The following is a 13,491-nucleotide window of genomic DNA, read 5'->3' as shown; positions in this document are numbered from 1 at the left end:
AATTCGGATCACAGTCAAGTTTGCGCGGGGGGAATTAAACCATTTCGTCCAATTCCCGGAAAATACGTAAAACTACGATGCGCCAAGCGTCCACGATGCCCCGGTTTATTCCTCAAGTTTGGGTTTTTCGACCGGGATTTTGCTCAGCTTGTCCAAATCCCAAATCTTGGCGCTGTCCCAACTGATCGAAACCGCCCGTCCCTTGCCCGAGCAGGCCAGTTGCTCGACCGGGCCTTCGTGGGCCGCGATCCGTCCCAGGGACGCGGGGAGCTTGGTATCCCACAGGTATAGGCTGCCCGTGCGGGTGCCGACCAGGACCCAGCCCTTCTTGGTGTCCCGGCAGAACGCCAGCGCGTCGCCGTCGTGGTCTTGCAGGGTGGCGACCAACGCCCCGGTCCGCACGTCCCACAGTTCCAGGACCGGCCCCTCGGCATAGCCGATCACCCGGCCATCCTGGCTCAGGCCCAGCAGGGTCCGGTCGCTCTTCATCACGGTTTGGCGGACCAACTCCAGGGTGGCGGGTTCCCAGAACCAGACTTCCCGGCCCGCCGCCGTCACCATCAGGGTGTGGGTCTTGTCCATGCGGGTGAAGGCCAGGGCGCTGGCCCCCTCGTGGGTGGCGCGGAGGAACTTGCCGGTGAGGGGTTCCCAGATGCCGAGCGGGCCATGGGCCAACCAGCCCAGGGTTTGGGCGCGGGGTTCGAAGGCCAGGGTTTGGGCGTCGAAGCCGTCGATCAGATGTTCCCCCACCAAGCCGCCGCTCTGGCGGTCCCAGACCAGCATATTGCCGTTCTCGGCACCGGACAGCCCCGCCGCGACCCAGCTTCCATCGGGCGCGTAGGCCAGGGCCGTGATGGCGTCCCCGCCCTTGACCGCGAAGCTTCCTTCTTCCAGGGGCAGGCGCGTCCCGGTATTGGCATCCCACAGGTGCGGTTCCTTGCCGCCCAGGGCCAGCAGGGTCTTGCCGTCGGAGGAGAACACCGGCAGGGCGACGCTGGCCCGTTCCTCCAAATGACCTTGCGCCAACCGCGCCACCAATCCCAGGCCGCGCTGCAATTCGTCCAGCGCGGCGATGGCGTCGGTTTCGTGGGCGCAGGATTGGCAATCGCGCAGGAATTCGAGGTAGCCCTCGATGGTGTTGTGCTTCTTGGCCTGGTGCCAAGTGGCGCCGCCTTCCCCGGATTCGCCCTCGCGGTAGCGCAACACCCCGATGGCGATCAAAGCCACGAAGCCCAGGACGAAGATTCCGACCAGCAGCTTTTCGATGTAGGACAGCAGCGCGTTCATTGGATGGAATTATGTTTGTTGTATGCGGTGGCGGCGGCCCGCCCCGTGGGGCTGGGGCGGCGGGCGGCGCGGGCGGGGACGACCGCCCCGGCCTGCCGGGGACCGCGCCGATGAGGATTGTTATAGATTGTTCCCGGATTCCCCCAAGCGGGCCGGATGCGACCCCGTCCGGTTCGGTTCCCAAGGCCGCGATCCTGTGCTTGGACCTGGGAACCAGCCCGCCATAGTCCTAGATGCTAGCGAAACGCCCGATTGGCTGGCAAGCCGTTTTCCCCGGTCCCGGTGTCATTCCTGGGCTTGGCGTGGCCGGGGCCGCGCTTCTTCAAAAAGGATCGGCATCGACTACACTCTAACCCGTGACCTTCCATAACGTAGCAGTTGCGATACGGCTTGGGCTTCGGGCCGACAGTCCACCGTGGGCGCGGGGCTGCGGGTATCCGGTTGCCGGAGGCCGGATAGGGGAGGTCGCGCGGGTCTGCGATCCCGCGCTTGTCCTATGAATTCCCGGCGCGGTGCCGGGCCCGTCCTATGCCGCGCCACAGACCCCAATCAAGAGTGTAAAGATTATGCGGAGCATACTGACTGTGGATGATTCGGCCTCGATGCGGCAGATGGTGGTTTTCACGCTCAAGGGCGCGGGCTACGAGGTGGTCGAGGCCAGCGACGGCGTCGAGGCGCTGGGCAAGGCCAAGTCCCGCAAGGTGGATTTGGTGATCACCGACCTCAACATGCCCAACAAGGACGGCATCGCGCTGATCCGGGAATTGCGGGCGATGCCGGATTATAAGTTCACCCCGATCCTGATGCTGACCACCGAATCCGGCGACGCCAAGAAACAGGCGGGCAAGGCGGCCGGGGCGACCGGCTGGATCGTCAAGCCCTTCAATCCCGACCAGCTCCTCAAAACCGTCGGCAAGGTGTTGGGCTAGGCCCACGCCGACGCCCTTCCGGAGTATCCCCCATGGCCATCGACTTGGCTCAGTTTCATCAGGTCTTTTTCGAGGAAAGCCTCGAAGGACTGGCGATCATGGAGAGTGGCCTGCTGGGCCTCGGAACCGGCGGCGCCGATCCCGAGGCGATCAACGCCATCTTCCGGGCGGCCCATTCCATGAAGGGCGGCAGCGCCACTTTTGGCTTCACCGCAGTGGCGGATTTCGCCCATCACTTGGAAACCTTGCTGGACGAGATGCGCGAAGGGCGGCGGCCCGTGACCGCCCAGGCGGTCGAGGCGCTCTTGGGGGCGGTGGACTGCCTGCGCGATATGCTGGGGGCCAGCCAGTCCGGCCGGCCCGTGGACCGGGCGGCGGTGGCGATCCACCAAGCGGCCTTGGAGCGGTTGCTGGCGGACGGTGCGGTGGGCGCGACGGCCCCGGCCATCGACCGGGACGAGGGTTGGCAGATCGTTTTCAGCCCGCACCGCGACCTGTTCCGCAGCGGCAACGATCCGGTCCGGATTTTCCGCGAACTGGCCGGGTTGGGGCGTCTGGAAGTCGACGCCGAACTGGGGTTCCTGCCCAGCGCCGACGAACTGGATATCGAGGACTGCTATCTCGCCTGGGAACTCAAGCTATATGGCAAGGTGGCCCGCGCCGATATCGACGAAGCCTTCGCCTGGGTCGAGGACCACTGCGATTTGGCGGTGCGGCCCTTGGCGGAATTGGCGGCGCTGGCGGCGGTGCCGGTGCCGCCGGAAGCCGCGCCGGCCGCGGCGGTCCAACCCGCATCGGTCCCGCCGCCCGCGACCGCCGAGACCGGCACCAAAAACGTCGGCGGCGGTTCGATCCGGGTGGATACCGCCAAGATCGACCAATTGATCAACCTCTGCGGCGAATTGGTCATCACCCAATCCATGCTGGGCCTCCTGGGCGAAACCTTCACCATGGACCGGCTGGAGCAGTTGCAAAGCGGCCTGGCCCAACTCGAACGCCATACCCGCGCCCTGCAAGAGAGCGTGATGAATATCCGCATGTTGCCGATCAGCTTCGTGTTCAGCCGGATGCCGCGGCTGGTCCACGATATCAGCGGCAAGCTCGGGAAGCGCGTCGAACTCCGGCTGATGGGCGAACAGACCGAACTGGACAAGACCGTGATCGAGCAGATCGCCGACCCGCTCATGCACCTGGTGCGCAACTGCCTGGACCACGGCATCGAATCCCCCCACGAGCGCGTGGTGGCGGGCAAATCCGATACCGGCCTGATCCTGCTCAACGCCTACCACCGCGGCGGCAATATCGTCATCGAAGTGTCCGACGACGGGCGCGGCCTGGACGCGCCCCGGATTTTCGCCAAGGCGGTGGAGCGCGGCCTGTTGGAACCCCACGCCCATCCGCCGCCCGCCCAGCTCTACGATTTGATCTTCCATCCGGGCTTTTCCACGGCGGAGCAAGTGACCGAGGTGTCCGGGCGCGGGGTGGGCATGGACGTGGTGCGGCGCAATATCGAAGCCCTGGGCGGGCGCATCGAACTCAAGACCCAGCCTGGCCGGGGGTCCACCTTCTCCATCCACCTGCCCTTGACCCTGGCCATCCTGGACGGGCAGACCGTGGCCGTGGGCAAGGAAATCTATATCGCGCCCCTGGTGTCCATCATCGAATCGATCAGCCTCACCGAGGACAAGCTCAACACCTTCACCGGCAAGGGCGAGACCTTCCGCCTGCGCGGCGAATACCTGCCCATCATCCGCCTGCACGAAGTGTTCGGGGTCGAGGGCGGCCACGCCGTCAAGCTGACCGACGGGCTGTTGATGGTGGTGGAGGGTCAGGGCTTGAAATGCGGCCTGTTCGTGGACAACGTGCTGAGCCAGCAACAGGTCGTCATCAAATCGCTGGAGGAGAACTACCGGCGGGTCGAGGGTATTTCCGGCGCGACCATCCTGGGCGATGGTTCGGTGGCTTTGATCCTGGACATTCCGGGGCTGGTGCGGCTGGCCCGGCAGGAGCGTCCCGTGCAAACGAGGCATTGAACGATGGACGAACAGGCACACGCACAGGCGCAGGGCCGGCCGGTCGGCGGCCCGCAACATCTCACCTTCGTGCTGGGCGCGGAGGAATACGCGGTGGATATCCTGAGGGTCCGGGAAATCCGGGGCTGGGAGCCGGTCTCGCGGATTCCCAACGCGCCGGGCTATGAAAAAGGCGTCATCAACCTGCGGGGGGCCATCGTGCCGATCCTGGACCTCAGGCAACGCTTCGAGGTCGGGCAGCCGGTCTACACGCCCACCACGGTGGTGGTGATCCTGCAAACCCAGCAGGAGCGGGGCGACAAGATCATGGGCGTGGTGGTGGACGCCGTGGCCGATGTGGTCGATCTGCCGCGGGACGCGGTACAGCCCGCGCCGGATTTCGGCGGTGGCGTCGGGGCCGAATTCGTCAAGGGCATCGCTTCCCTCGATGGCCGCATGGTGGCCTTGCTCGATGTGGACAAGCTGTTGCGCCTGGAAGAGCGGCCCGTCCTGACCCAGGCCCAGGCCCAGGCCGAACTCTCGGCCCATCACTAGCCTCCGAGGAGGGGTAAACCCATGAAAACCAACCTGCCGGTCACCGATGTCGAGCGCCCCCTGGTCGAGGGCACCCTCATCGTCAGCAAAACCGATCCCAAGGGCGTCATCACCTACGCCAACGCCGAATTCATTGAAATCAGCGGCTTCACCGAACAGGAACTCCTGGGCCAGAGCCACAACATCGTGCGCCACCCTGACATGCCATCGGCGGTATTCCGGGAATTGTGGGACGCGCTTAAAGCGGGCAAGGCCTGGGTCGGCCTCCTCAAGAACCGCTGCAAGAACGGCGATTTCTACTGGGTGCGGGCCAATATCACGCCGTTGTGGGAAAGGAGCGAACTGGTCGGCTACCTGTCGGTGCGGACCCGGCCGGAACGCGCCGAGGTCGAGGTGGCCACCGAGCGCTACCGGCGTATGAACGCGGGCGAGACCCTCGAACCCCCTTTGATCCAGCGCTTGAACCCATTGCCCCGGCTGTCGATGCGCGCGCTCGGGTGGATGGCCGGGTTGCTGCTGTTGGCGGGGGCGTTCATACCGGCGGGGCTGTTGTGGGCGGGCGATGCCGCCGGTCCCGGCCTGCGCGGCCTGGGCGTGGGGGCGGCGTTGGCGTTGGCGCTTCCGGGCGGGGCTTTGCTGGCTTATATCCTTAAGCGGATCACGGTGTCCGTGGGGCATGTGGCCGAAAATCTCATGGAAATCGCCCAGGGCAATTTCACCAGCAAGCTGGAAGCCGAGGGCAACGATGAATGCGCCATGGCCATCAATGCCCTGCGCTGCACCCAGACCCGGCTCGGCTTCGATGTGGCCGAACTCCGGCGGGTGGCGGACGAAGCCTCGCGCATCAAGACCGCGCTCGACCATGCCAGCGCCGGCGTGATGGTGGCCGACGAGGAGTTCCGCATCATCTATATGAACCGGGCGGTGCAAGCCATGTTCAAACGGGCCGAACCCGATTTGCGCAAGGTGCTTCCCAGCTTCGACGCGGACCAAATCCTGGGCGCGAACATCGACGCCTTCCATCCGCATCCCGAACACCAGCGGCGGTTGCTGGCCGGGCTGAGGGATATCCACCGCAGCGAGATCGGCGTCGCCGGGCGGAGCTTCTCCTTCATCGCCAATCCGGTGATCGATGGGCGCGGCAAGCGCATCGGCACCGTGATGGAGTGGGACGACCGCACCGACCAGGTGGCCGTGGAGGAGCAGGTCAGCACGCTGCTGACCGCGTTCCGGGTCGGCGATTTACATCACCGCATCGATGTCGAGGGCCGGACCGGCTTCACCCGGCGCATGGGCGAGGGGCTGAACCTGGTGGCCGAGGACGTGGAACTGTCCCTCAAGGATTTTGGCCGGGTGATCCGCGGCATGGCCGAGGGCGACCTGACCCGGCGCACCAGCTACGACGCCTACGAGGGCGTCTATGCCGAATTCCGCGCGAACCTGATGCAGTCCCAGGCCAAGCTGAGCGAAGTGTTCGGCCAGATCCGCCAAGCCGCCGATTTCATCTACAACTCCTCGCAGGAAATCGCCGCCGGCAACAACAACCTCTCGCAACGTGCCGAGGAACAAGCCGCCAGCTTGGAACAGACCGCCTCCAGCATGGAGCAGTTGACCAGCACCGTGAACCAGAACGCCGAGAACGCCATCGCCGCCAACCAGGTTTCGAACGTCGCCCGAGACTTGGCGCAAAAGGGCGGGGACGTGGTGGAACGGGCCGTGGCCGCGATGCGCGACATCAACGGCAGCAGCGCCAAGATCGCCAATATCATCGGCACCATCGACGAAATCGCCTTCCAGACCAACCTCCTGGCCTTGAACGCCTCGGTGGAGGCGGCGCGGGCGGGCGAGCAGGGCCGTGGCTTCGCGGTGGTGGCGACCGAGGTGCGCAATCTCGCCCAGCGCAGCGCCAAGGCCGCCAAGGAAAGCCGCGAGCTGATCCAGAACAGCTTGGACAAGGTCGGCACCGGCTCCGCCTTGGTGACCCAATCCGGCGGGATGCTCAACGACATCGTGGACAGCGTGAAGAAGACCGGCGACCTGGTGTCCGAGATCGCCGCCGCCAGCCGCGAACAGGCCCAGGGCATCCAGCAGATCAACGGGGCCGTGGCGCAGATGGATGAAATCACCCAGCAGAACGCCTCCCTGGCCGAACAGGCGTCGGCGGCCAGCGTGTCCATGTGCGAGCAGGCCAAGAACATGGTGCAGTTGGTGGGCTTCTTCAAGACCGAGGAAGCGGCCCAGGCCAAGCGCCCGGCCAAGGTCGCCGCCGCGACCTTGGATTTCTCGATGGCCCGCAGCAAGCATCTGGCCTGGAAGGTCCGTATCCGCGACTTCCTCGCCGGCCGGGAGTCCTTGACGATGGCCCAGGCGGTTTCGCACCGGGATTGCGACCTGGGGAAATGGCTGTATTCGACCGGGTTGAAGCAATACGGCCATCTGCGCGAGATGCGCGAGTTGGAGGTCGAGCATGAAAAGATGCATGGCTTGGTGCGCACCATCATCGACAAGCAACAGCGTGGCGACCATCTGGCCGCCGAGGCCGATTTCCGCGAACTCCAAGGCTTGTCGGACGAGATCGTGGCCTTGCTGACCGTGGTCGAAAAGCGCGGCAGCCTGAGCCGGTCGCCGGAATCCCCCGATGCCAAGCCGCGGGTCCATAGCCCGCCGCCCGCGCCCGCCGCGGTCCCGAAAACGGTGGCGGCGGGCGGCACGGGCGATGAATGGGAGGAGTTTTGACATGAATACCCTCGTGGCCAGCGCCGGGGCCGAAACCGGCGCGTTCAACCAATGCCTGACTTTCGAGCTGGCGGGCGAACCCTATGCGGTCGATATCCTCAAGGTCCGCGAGATCAAGGGCTGGGAGCCGGCCCGGCAATTGCCGGAAGCGCCCCCGTATATCAAGGGTGTCATCAACCTCAGGGGCACCATCCTGCCGATCATGGACCTGCGCGAGCGCTTCGGCATGGCGCGGGGCGAATATACCGCCACCACGGTGATCGTGATCTTGGGCTTGGAATCCCCGGCGGGCGAGGAGCAGGCGCTGGGCATCGTGGTGGACGCGGTGTCCGATGTGCTGGATGTGCGGCCCGACGCGGTGCGTCCGCCACCGGCCTTGGGGGCGGCGGTCCAGATGCGCTATCTCAAGGGCATCCTACCCGGCGAGCGCATGACCATGCTGTTGAACGCCGATGCCTTGCTGTCCGAGCGCGACTGGGACGGGATCGAGGCGCAGCTGGCCTAGCGCCACTTGCAACAACGACGACAGAATTTGTTATGAACAAGATCGTATTGGCCGAGCTACAAACCATAGAGAATGCAGGGACACTCAAGCAAGAGGTCTTGGCCGCCCTGGACCACCCCGAACCTGTGTCGGTGGATGCTTCCCAAGTCGGGCGGATCGATACCGCCACCCTGCAATTGCTGGCCGTGCTATGGCAGAGCGCCCGCCAGGCCGGGAAGCCGCCCCGCCTGGACCGGCCTTCGCCCGAGTTCCAAAGGGTCGCGGGTTGCTTGGGTTTGGCCGGCGTGTTCGGTCTCGCCGGGACGGCCGGCGATCCTCCGTCCCGTTGAACGGAGCGCCCACCATGTCCGCCCCGGCCAACAAGCCCGGCTATTTCCGGGAATTCGAGTACGGCCTTGAGGATTTCGAGCGGCTGCGGAGTTTGTCCTTCGCCTACTCGGGGATCAGGGTGCCGGACGACAAGTTCGATATGTTCTATTCCCGGCTGGCGAAGCGGCTTCGGACCTTGGGCCTGACCCGGTTCCGCGATTATTGCGCGGTGGTGGAGGACCGCGCCGGCCCGGAATTCACCGAATTCATCAACGCCATCACCACCAATCTGACCTCGTTCTTCCGCGAGAACCATCATTTCGACTATCTCCAGACCCAAGTGGTGCCGCAATGGCTGCGCCGCAACGCCGCTTCCCGCCGCGTGCGGGTCTGGTCGGCGGGCTGTTCCACCGGCGAGGAGCCTTATTCCATCGCCATGACCTTGTTGGAGGCCGACGCCCGCCTCGGCGGCTGGGATCTGAAAATCCTCGCCACCGACTTGGATACGCGGGTGTTGGCGACGGCGGCGGCCGGGGTCTACGACGCCGACAGCGTGGGCCGTTTGAGCCAGGAGCGGCTGCGGCGTTGGTTCCTCAAGGGCGGGGGTCAGCACGCGGGCCGGGTGAAGGTGAAGGACGCGGTGCGCGACCTGGTGCATTTCCAGCAATTGAACCTGATCGGCCCTTGGGATTTGCAAGGGCCGTTCGACCTTATTTTTTGCCGCAACGTGCTGATTTATTTCGACCAACCGACCAAGGCCCGTTTGATCGGGCGTTATTTCGACCTGTTGGCGCCGGGCGGGTATTTGTTCATCGGCCATTCCGAATCGCTGCACACCTTTGCGCACCGCTTCGAGAACCTGGGCCAGACCATGTATCGCAAGCCAGAGGCCGCGCCATGAAACACGGCGACCCCAGGCTCGCCGCCTGCCTGCCCGGTTTCGAGGAGGTGAGGCGCTATTGGGACGAGGGCGAGGGCATGGCCATCGCCAAAATCCTGCCCGGCGAATATTACGTCACCGCCCAGGACGAACAGATCGTGACGGTCCTGGGCTCCTGCGTGGCGGCTTGTATCCGCGACCGGGTTCTGGGGATCGGCGGCATGAACCATTTCATGCTGCCCTCGATCACCGGCGAGCGGCTGCGGGACGAGCGCTCCGAGATCATCGGTTCCGCCACCCGCTATGGCAATTACGCCATGGAGCATCTCATCAACACCATCCTGGGGCGCGGCGGCCAGCGCAAGAATCTGGAGGTGAAGGTGTTCGGCGGCGGCAAGCTCATGCCGGCCCTGAGCGATGTGGGCGAGCGCAATATCCGCTTCGTCACCGATTATCTCGCCATCGAGCGGATGCCCGTGCTGGCGAGCGACCTGGGCGATATCTATCCGCGCAAGGTGGTGTTCTATCCCGCCTCGGGCCGGGTGCGGGTCAAGAAACTCAAGGACGTTCCGGCCACGACGGTACTGGGCCGCGAGTTGCGGTACCGCGACGCCATCAAGGATGTCGAGGTGCGGGGCGAGGTGGACCTGTTTTGAGCAAGGCCATGACTAGAATTAGGTTGTTGATCGTGGACGATTCGGCCCTGATGCGGGCGGTGTTGGGCGGGGTGTTCGACTCGGCCCCGGATATCGAGGTGGTGGGCACGGCCCAGGACCCCTACGACGCCCGCGACAAGATCAAGGCGTTGAATCCGGACGTGTTGACCCTGGACGTGGAAATGCCGCGCATGGATGGCTTGACCTTCCTGCGCAACCTGATGCGCCTTAGGCCCATGCCGGTGGTGATGCTGTCCACCCTGACCGCGGAGGGCGCGGAAACCACCTTACAGGCCCTGGCCTATGGCGCGGTGGACTTCATGCAGAAGCCGGTCGCGGCCCAGGGCGGGGATATTTCCGACTACGCGGCGGAAATCATCGGCAAGGTCCGCGCCGCCGCCCGTTGCCCGGTGCGGGCCTTGGAAGCGGGGGCCGGGCCGTCCGTCCCGCCGGTTTTGGTTGCGGCCCCGCCGCGGCGGGGCTTGATCGCGGTGGGCGCTTCGACCGGCGGCACCGAGGCCATCAAGGCGGTGGTGCGGGGCTTGCCCGCGCGGACGCCGCCCGTGGTGGTCAGCCAGCACCTGCCCTTCGCCTTCAGCGCCTCGTTCGCCAAGCATGTGGACCAGGCCGGGGCGCTGAGGGCCAAGCTGGCCGAGGACGGCGAGCCACTCGCCGCCGGGACCGTCTATATCGCGCCCGGCAACCGCCACCTCCGGGTGTTGCGGCGCGGCGATGGCTATAGCGCCCGGCTCGACGACGGCGGGCCGGTCAACCGCCACAAGCCCTCGGTGGATGTGATGTTCCACTCGGTGGCGGAAGCGGCGGGGGCGGAGGCGGTCGGCGTGTTGCTGACCGGCATGGGCGCGGATGGGGCGCAAGGACTCAAGGCCATGCGCGACGCGGGGGCGGGGACGCTCGCCCAGGACGAGGCCACCTCGGTGGTGTGGGGAATGCCGGGGGAAGCTTGCAGGATCGGCGCGGCCGGGCGCACGCTGCCCCTCGACAGGATTCCCGCCACCCTTCTCGAAATGCTTAACCGACGGCGGTGAGTATGCAGCAGTTTTTCCGTATCTATCGACTCGCGCTCGGTGCCAGCCTGACCTTGCCCGGCGTGGCCTATGCCGCCCATTCCCCGGTACTGGCGTTGCTGGCTTCCGCCGTGGTGGCGCTGGCCTGGGCCTCGACCGCTTGGCGGGCGGGGATCGACCCGGAGACTGCCGCCACTCCCGAGGGGAGCTTGCGGGGCGATATCCAGAAGGCCGAGGCGCAATATTTGCGCGAAATGCGCGACTGTGCCCAACAGGAAATGCACAACGTGCAGATCGAACTGGGCCAGATCAAGACCGTGGTGGCCGACGCCGTCGCCACGCTCAGCCAGAGCTTCAACGGCATCCACGAAATCGCCGACCGCCAGACCCGTATGGTCGGGGAGTTGCTGGGCGATCTGGCCGCCCCGCTCAACCCGGACGCCGCCGAAAACGAACGCATCACCTTTACCCAGTTGGCGAACCAGACCGAGCGGGTGCTGAACAGCTTCATCGAATACGTGGTGTTGATCAGCAAGCACAGCATCCAGATGGTGGGCATGGTGGACGAGATCGCGGCCCATATGGACCGGATCGAGAAACTCCTGGGCGATGTCAAGAAGATCGCCGACCAGACCAACCTCCTGGCCTTGAACGCCGCCATCGAGGCCGCCCGCGCCGGCGAGGCGGGCCGGGGTTTCGCCGTGGTGGCCGACGAGGTCAGGAACCTCTCGCATTATTCGACCCGGTTCAGCGACGAGATCAGGGGCGTGGTCAACGATTCGAGGATCAAGATCGCCGCGGCCAAGGAGATGATCGAGGTGATGGCGTCCCAGGACATGAACACCGCCATCGAATCCAAGGCCGGGGTCGATACCATGATGGAGAACATCAAGGTGTTGAACCAGGATTTGGAACGGGGGCTGGACTCCATTTCCGGCTTGACCCAGGATATCGGCGAGCGGGTCGGGACGGCGGTGCGGGCCTTGCAGTTCGAGGATATCGCCCGGCAATTGGTCGAGTACGTCCAGGGCAACCTCAGCCACCTGCGCGAATTGATCAACGAGCATGAGCGCCAGATCCTGTCCTTGCATGGTTCGGAAGAGGAGACCATCGCCGCCCTGCGCAAGGGCCGCCGGGAGATCGAGGAACTCAAGCTGTCCTGGGCCAGCCGGACCGGCAAGCCGATCCGCCAGCAGGATTTGGCGGCGGGGGAGATCGAGTTGTTCTAGGCCTGTCCAGTATGGATGCGGGTGCCCATTTCCAAGTGTTGCCGGGGAGTGCCAATATAGGCGCTCCGCCGCAGGCCGGCCCTGCGCCGAGCGGGGTTTGGGAACCGGCGGATCGAGAGGCCCCGGTGCCCCGAACCGTGTTGCCGTTCCCGCCGCCACCAACCGGACGCATTCATTCATAACCACAATCAGCGAGGACCCCTATGGCGATCAGCAGCCAATTGAGCGGCGACGGTGCCGAAATGATCCTGAGGATCGACGGACGCTTCGATTTCAGCCAGCACCAGGCCTTCCGCACCGCCTTGGAGGCGGCGGGCGGCGCCCGCAGTTTCGTGGTGGACCTTGGCCATTCCGAATACATGGACAGCGCCGCCCTGGGGATGCTGCTGCTGCTGTTGGAGAAGGCCGGTGGCAGCCGGGAACGGGTGAGGATCGTCAATCCCAATCCCAATGTCAGGAAAATCCTGGAGATCGCCAATTTCGACAAGCTGTTTACGCTGGCCTAGCCGTCCGCGGGGCCAGGAAGGCCCGCCATTCCCCGAACAGGCCGGGATTGGCGGCGGCGACGACCGAGGTCGGTTTCAAGGCCGTGGCGAGGATGGGCTTGCCGTCCAGGGAGGCGGCGCAACCGCCGGCTTCCGCCAAGATCAGGCTGCCCGCCGCGTAATCCCATAGCTTCTGCCCGCCGTGCAAATAGGCATGGAAGCGGCCCGCCGCCAGCCAGCACCATTCCAACGCGCCCGAACCCAGGTAGCGGTGCGAACTATAGGGCGGATGCAGGGCGAGTTCGGCGGCGAGGGCCGGGTCCAAGCGCTTGAAATCCACCATCGCCAAGCCATGCCGCAAGGGCAGGCCGCCGCCGTGTCCACCGAGCGGCTGGCCGTTCAGCCACGCGCCCCGGCCTTTCTCGGCGGCGAAGCACTCGTCCCGCACCGGATCGTAGATCAGCCCCAGCACCGGCTCCCCGCCCCGCAGCAAGGCCAGGGAGATGCAGAAGAACGGCAGCCCCGCCGCGAAGTTGCTGGTGCCATCGAGGGGATCGAGGCACCATAGCCCCGGCCCGGCCCGGTCCAGCAAGGCCCGTTGCCGGGCTTCGTCCATCTCCTCGCCCAGCAGTTCGAATTGGGGATGACGTTGTTTGAGGGCCAGGGCCAGGCGGTTTTGCACCGCGAAATCCACTTCGGTGACGATGCTGCCGTCGGGTTTGAAGCTGCGTTCGGCGCGGGCGAAGCGGGGGAGGATTTCTTCCTGGGCGGTGGTTTTGAGGAGCGGGGCGAGGGCGTCGATATCGGGATGCATGGCGTGCGGCCTGTGCTGGGCGGTGGTGGTGGGGGTTATGGCGGATACCGGGCCGCATTTCAAGTT

The 13,491-nt window shown here is 65.4% G+C and carries 12 protein-coding genes and 1 pseudogene; 11 read left to right on the top strand and 2 right to left on the bottom strand.

The window, feature by feature from the left end; translation table 11 throughout:
- Window positions 1-105: 105 nt before the first annotated feature.
- On the bottom strand, window positions 106-1,287 hold the full coding sequence (locus K5658_RS18405; RefSeq protein ID WP_221064544.1) for a WD40 repeat domain-containing protein: 1,182 nt from the start codon (window positions 1,285-1,287) through the stop codon (window positions 106-108).
- A gap of 563 nt (window positions 1,288-1,850) precedes the next feature.
- Here K5658_RS18405 and K5658_RS18400 point away from each other — a divergent pair.
- The 11 genes and pseudogenes from K5658_RS18400 (at window position 1,851) to K5658_RS18350 (ending at window position 12,632) form a co-directional block, all read left to right on the top strand.
- Complete coding sequence (locus K5658_RS18400) at window positions 1,851-2,216, top strand: response regulator (protein ID WP_221067027.1); 366 nt, start codon at window positions 1,851-1,853, stop codon at window positions 2,214-2,216.
- A gap of 32 nt (window positions 2,217-2,248) precedes the next feature.
- Window positions 2,249-4,249, top strand: a complete 2,001-nt coding sequence (locus tag K5658_RS18395) for a chemotaxis protein CheA (RefSeq protein WP_221064543.1) — start codon at window positions 2,249-2,251, stop codon at window positions 4,247-4,249.
- A 3-nt stretch (window positions 4,250-4,252) separates the two neighbouring features.
- On the top strand, window positions 4,253-4,783 hold the full coding sequence (locus tag K5658_RS18390; protein ID WP_221064542.1) for a chemotaxis protein CheW: 531 nt from the start codon (window positions 4,253-4,255) through the stop codon (window positions 4,781-4,783).
- Window positions 4,784-4,804: 21 nt separating this feature from the next.
- Window positions 4,805-7,519, top strand: coding sequence for a methyl-accepting chemotaxis protein (locus tag K5658_RS18385; RefSeq protein ID WP_221064541.1), 2,715 nt, complete (start codon window positions 4,805-4,807; stop codon window positions 7,517-7,519).
- Window position 7,520: 1 nt separating this feature from the next.
- Window positions 7,521-8,024, top strand: coding sequence for a chemotaxis protein CheW (locus K5658_RS18380; protein WP_221064540.1), 504 nt, complete (start codon window positions 7,521-7,523; stop codon window positions 8,022-8,024).
- Window positions 8,025-8,056: 32 nt separating this feature from the next.
- Window positions 8,057-8,353, top strand: a complete 297-nt coding sequence (locus tag K5658_RS18375; RefSeq protein ID WP_221064539.1) for an STAS domain-containing protein — start codon at window positions 8,057-8,059, stop codon at window positions 8,351-8,353.
- Window positions 8,354-8,367: 14 nt separating this feature from the next.
- Window positions 8,368-9,234 carry a CheR family methyltransferase gene (locus tag K5658_RS18370; RefSeq protein ID WP_221064538.1) on the top strand — a complete coding sequence of 289 codons (867 nt, stop codon included), beginning with the start codon at window positions 8,368-8,370 and terminating at the stop codon, window positions 9,232-9,234.
- Window positions 9,231-9,869, top strand: coding sequence for a chemoreceptor glutamine deamidase CheD (cheD, locus tag K5658_RS18365; protein ID WP_221064537.1), 639 nt, complete (start codon window positions 9,231-9,233; stop codon window positions 9,867-9,869). The genes K5658_RS18370 and cheD overlap by 4 nt, the downstream gene beginning before the upstream one ends.
- 8 nt (window positions 9,870-9,877) lie before the next feature.
- Entirely contained in the window at window positions 9,878-10,918 is a 1,041-nt protein-coding gene (locus K5658_RS18360) for a protein-glutamate methylesterase/protein-glutamine glutaminase (protein WP_221064536.1), read from the top strand.
- A gap of 584 nt (window positions 10,919-11,502) precedes the next feature.
- Window positions 11,503-11,778, top strand: a pseudogene (locus K5658_RS24215) (methyl-accepting chemotaxis protein); the annotation flags it as partial.
- 551 nt (window positions 11,779-12,329) lie between these two features.
- Window positions 12,330-12,632 (top strand): STAS domain-containing protein, encoded by a 303-nt coding sequence (locus K5658_RS18350; protein WP_221064534.1) that lies wholly within the window; start codon window positions 12,330-12,332, stop codon window positions 12,630-12,632.
- Here the strand turns inward: K5658_RS18350 and K5658_RS18345 are convergent.
- Window positions 12,619-13,425: an inositol monophosphatase family protein gene (locus tag K5658_RS18345; protein ID WP_221064533.1), complete on the bottom strand. Its 807-nt coding sequence runs from the start codon at window positions 13,423-13,425 to the stop codon at window positions 12,619-12,621. The two genes, K5658_RS18350 and K5658_RS18345, sit on opposite strands and share 14 nt — an antisense overlap.
- Window positions 13,426-13,491: the final 66 nt, after the last annotated feature.

Source organism: Methylomagnum ishizawai, from assembly GCF_019670005.1.
Taxonomy (GTDB): domain Bacteria; phylum Pseudomonadota; class Gammaproteobacteria; order Methylococcales; family Methylococcaceae; genus Methylomagnum; species Methylomagnum ishizawai.
The sequence above is the reverse complement of the archived record's forward strand: the minus strand, read 5'-3'. Positions and strand labels throughout refer to the sequence as shown.

Bases quoted from the DNA above. Each gene is read 5' to 3' on its own strand.
- K5658_RS18375 (WP_221064539.1), top strand. From the start codon at position 8,057: ATGAACAAGATCGTATTGGCCGAGCTACAAACCATAGAGAATGCAGGG.
- K5658_RS18370 (WP_221064538.1), top strand. From the start codon at position 8,368: ATGTCCGCCCCGGCCAACAAGCCCGGCTATTTCCGGGAATTCGAGTAC.
- K5658_RS18405 (WP_221064544.1), bottom strand. From the start codon at position 1,287: ATGAACGCGCTGCTGTCCTACATCGAAAAGCTGCTGGTCGGAATCTTC.
- K5658_RS18380 (WP_221064540.1), top strand. From the start codon at position 7,521: ATGAATACCCTCGTGGCCAGCGCCGGGGCCGAAACCGGCGCGTTCAAC.
- K5658_RS18350 (WP_221064534.1), top strand. From the start codon at position 12,330: ATGGCGATCAGCAGCCAATTGAGCGGCGACGGTGCCGAAATGATCCTG.
- cheD (WP_221064537.1), top strand. From the start codon at position 9,231: ATGAAACACGGCGACCCCAGGCTCGCCGCCTGCCTGCCCGGTTTCGAG.
- K5658_RS18360 (WP_221064536.1), top strand. From the start codon at position 9,878: ATGACTAGAATTAGGTTGTTGATCGTGGACGATTCGGCCCTGATGCGG.
- K5658_RS18345 (WP_221064533.1), bottom strand. From the start codon at position 13,425: ATGCATCCCGATATCGACGCCCTCGCCCCGCTCCTCAAAACCACCGCC.
- K5658_RS18390 (WP_221064542.1), top strand. From the start codon at position 4,253: ATGGACGAACAGGCACACGCACAGGCGCAGGGCCGGCCGGTCGGCGGC.
- K5658_RS18395 (WP_221064543.1), top strand. From the start codon at position 2,249: ATGGCCATCGACTTGGCTCAGTTTCATCAGGTCTTTTTCGAGGAAAGC.
- K5658_RS18385 (WP_221064541.1), top strand. From the start codon at position 4,805: ATGAAAACCAACCTGCCGGTCACCGATGTCGAGCGCCCCCTGGTCGAG.